The 1,448-nt window shown below is 67.3% G+C and carries 1 protein-coding gene; it reads left to right on the forward strand.

The annotated features are described in order from the left end of the window. Window positions 1-1,408 (forward strand): ISL3 family transposase (locus tag PV341_RS45005; protein WP_500361029.1); only part of this gene is annotated, 1,408 nt, incomplete at its 5' end. Window positions 1,409-1,448 lie beyond the last annotated feature (40 nt).

Genomic DNA, 1,448 nt, shown 5'->3' on the forward strand with positions numbered 1-1,448 from the left:
CCACGTGTGCGGGGCCTCCTCGGCAAGGGTGCACGGCTATCACTGGCGGACGGTGGCCGACGTTCCGGTCGACGGGCGCCGGGTGGTGGTCCGTGTGCGTGTTCGGCGTCTGGTGTGTCCCACGCGGGGCTGCCGCCACACCTTCCGCGAACAGGTGCCCGGGGTGCTGGAGCGATACCAGCGACGCACCGCCCGTCTGACCAGACAGGTCAAAGCCGTAGTCAAAGAGTTAGCGGGCCGAGCAGGATCACGTCTGCTGGCGATACTCGCGGTGGGCCTGTCCCGTCACACCGCCCTGCGCACCCTGCTGCGCATCCCGTTGCCCACAGGGCGGACGCCCCGCGTGATCGGCGTCGACGACTTCGCGCTGCGCCGGCGGCACCGCTATGCCACCGTGGTGATCGACGCCGAGACCCATGAGCGGATCGACGTACTCCCCGACCGCACGGCCGACACTCTGGAAGCCTGGCTGCGCGAACACCCGGGCGTCGAAGTCGTCTGCCGCGACGGCTCCACGACCTATGCCGAGGCCATCCGCCGCGCCCTGCCCCACGCAGTGCAGGTCGCCGACAGGTGGCATCTGTGGCACAACCTGTGCGAAGCCGCCCTCAGCGAGGTGAAGGCCCACAGCACCTGCTGGGCCACCGTACTGGACGCACCCATCTACGACGGGCCACGCGCCCGAACCACCCTGGAACGCTGGCACCACGTCCATGACCTGCTCAATCAGGGGGTGGGCCTGCTCGAATGCGCCCGCCGACTGCAGCTGGCCCTGAACACCATCAAACGCTACGCACGAGCCGACCGGCCCGAGCGGATGCTCCGCGTCCCCAAATACCGCGCCGGCCTCGTCGACCCCTACCGCGAGCACCTGCGCAAACGCCGGGCCGAGGACCCCGCCGCCCCCGTCAAGCGCCTCTTCGAAGAGATCAAGGCCCTCGGCTACACCGGCTGCCTCAACCTGCTTTACAAGTACATCAACCAAGGCCGCGCGGACGCCGACCGCAGCCACATCTCCCCACGCCGGCTCGCCCGGATGCTCCTTACCAGGCCCGACAACCTCAAGACAGAAAGTCAGGACCTCCTGGCACAGCTCACCGCCGCCTGCTCAGAAATGACCCAACTGGCCACCCACATTGCGGATTTCGCCCAGCTGTTGACGCCTCGTGAAGGAAACGCCGACGGGCTCTCGCGCTGGATCGACCAGGTCCGCACAACCGATCTTCCCCATCTGCACTCCTTCGCCCGGGGCCTGGAGCGAGACCGGCAAGCAGTGATTGCCGCGCTCACGCTTCCGTACAGCAACGGCCCCACCGAGGGCATCAACACCAAAACCAAGCGGATCGCGCAACAGATGCACGGACGAGCAGGCTTCACCCTACTTCGCCACCGCATCCTCCTCGGATAGCAGCACACTCCGTCACCACCGAATGTGAGACAGAGCCGTT

The organism is Streptomyces sp. PA03-1a (assembly GCF_033792805.1).
Lineage (GTDB): Bacteria > Actinomycetota > Actinomycetes > Streptomycetales > Streptomycetaceae > Actinacidiphila.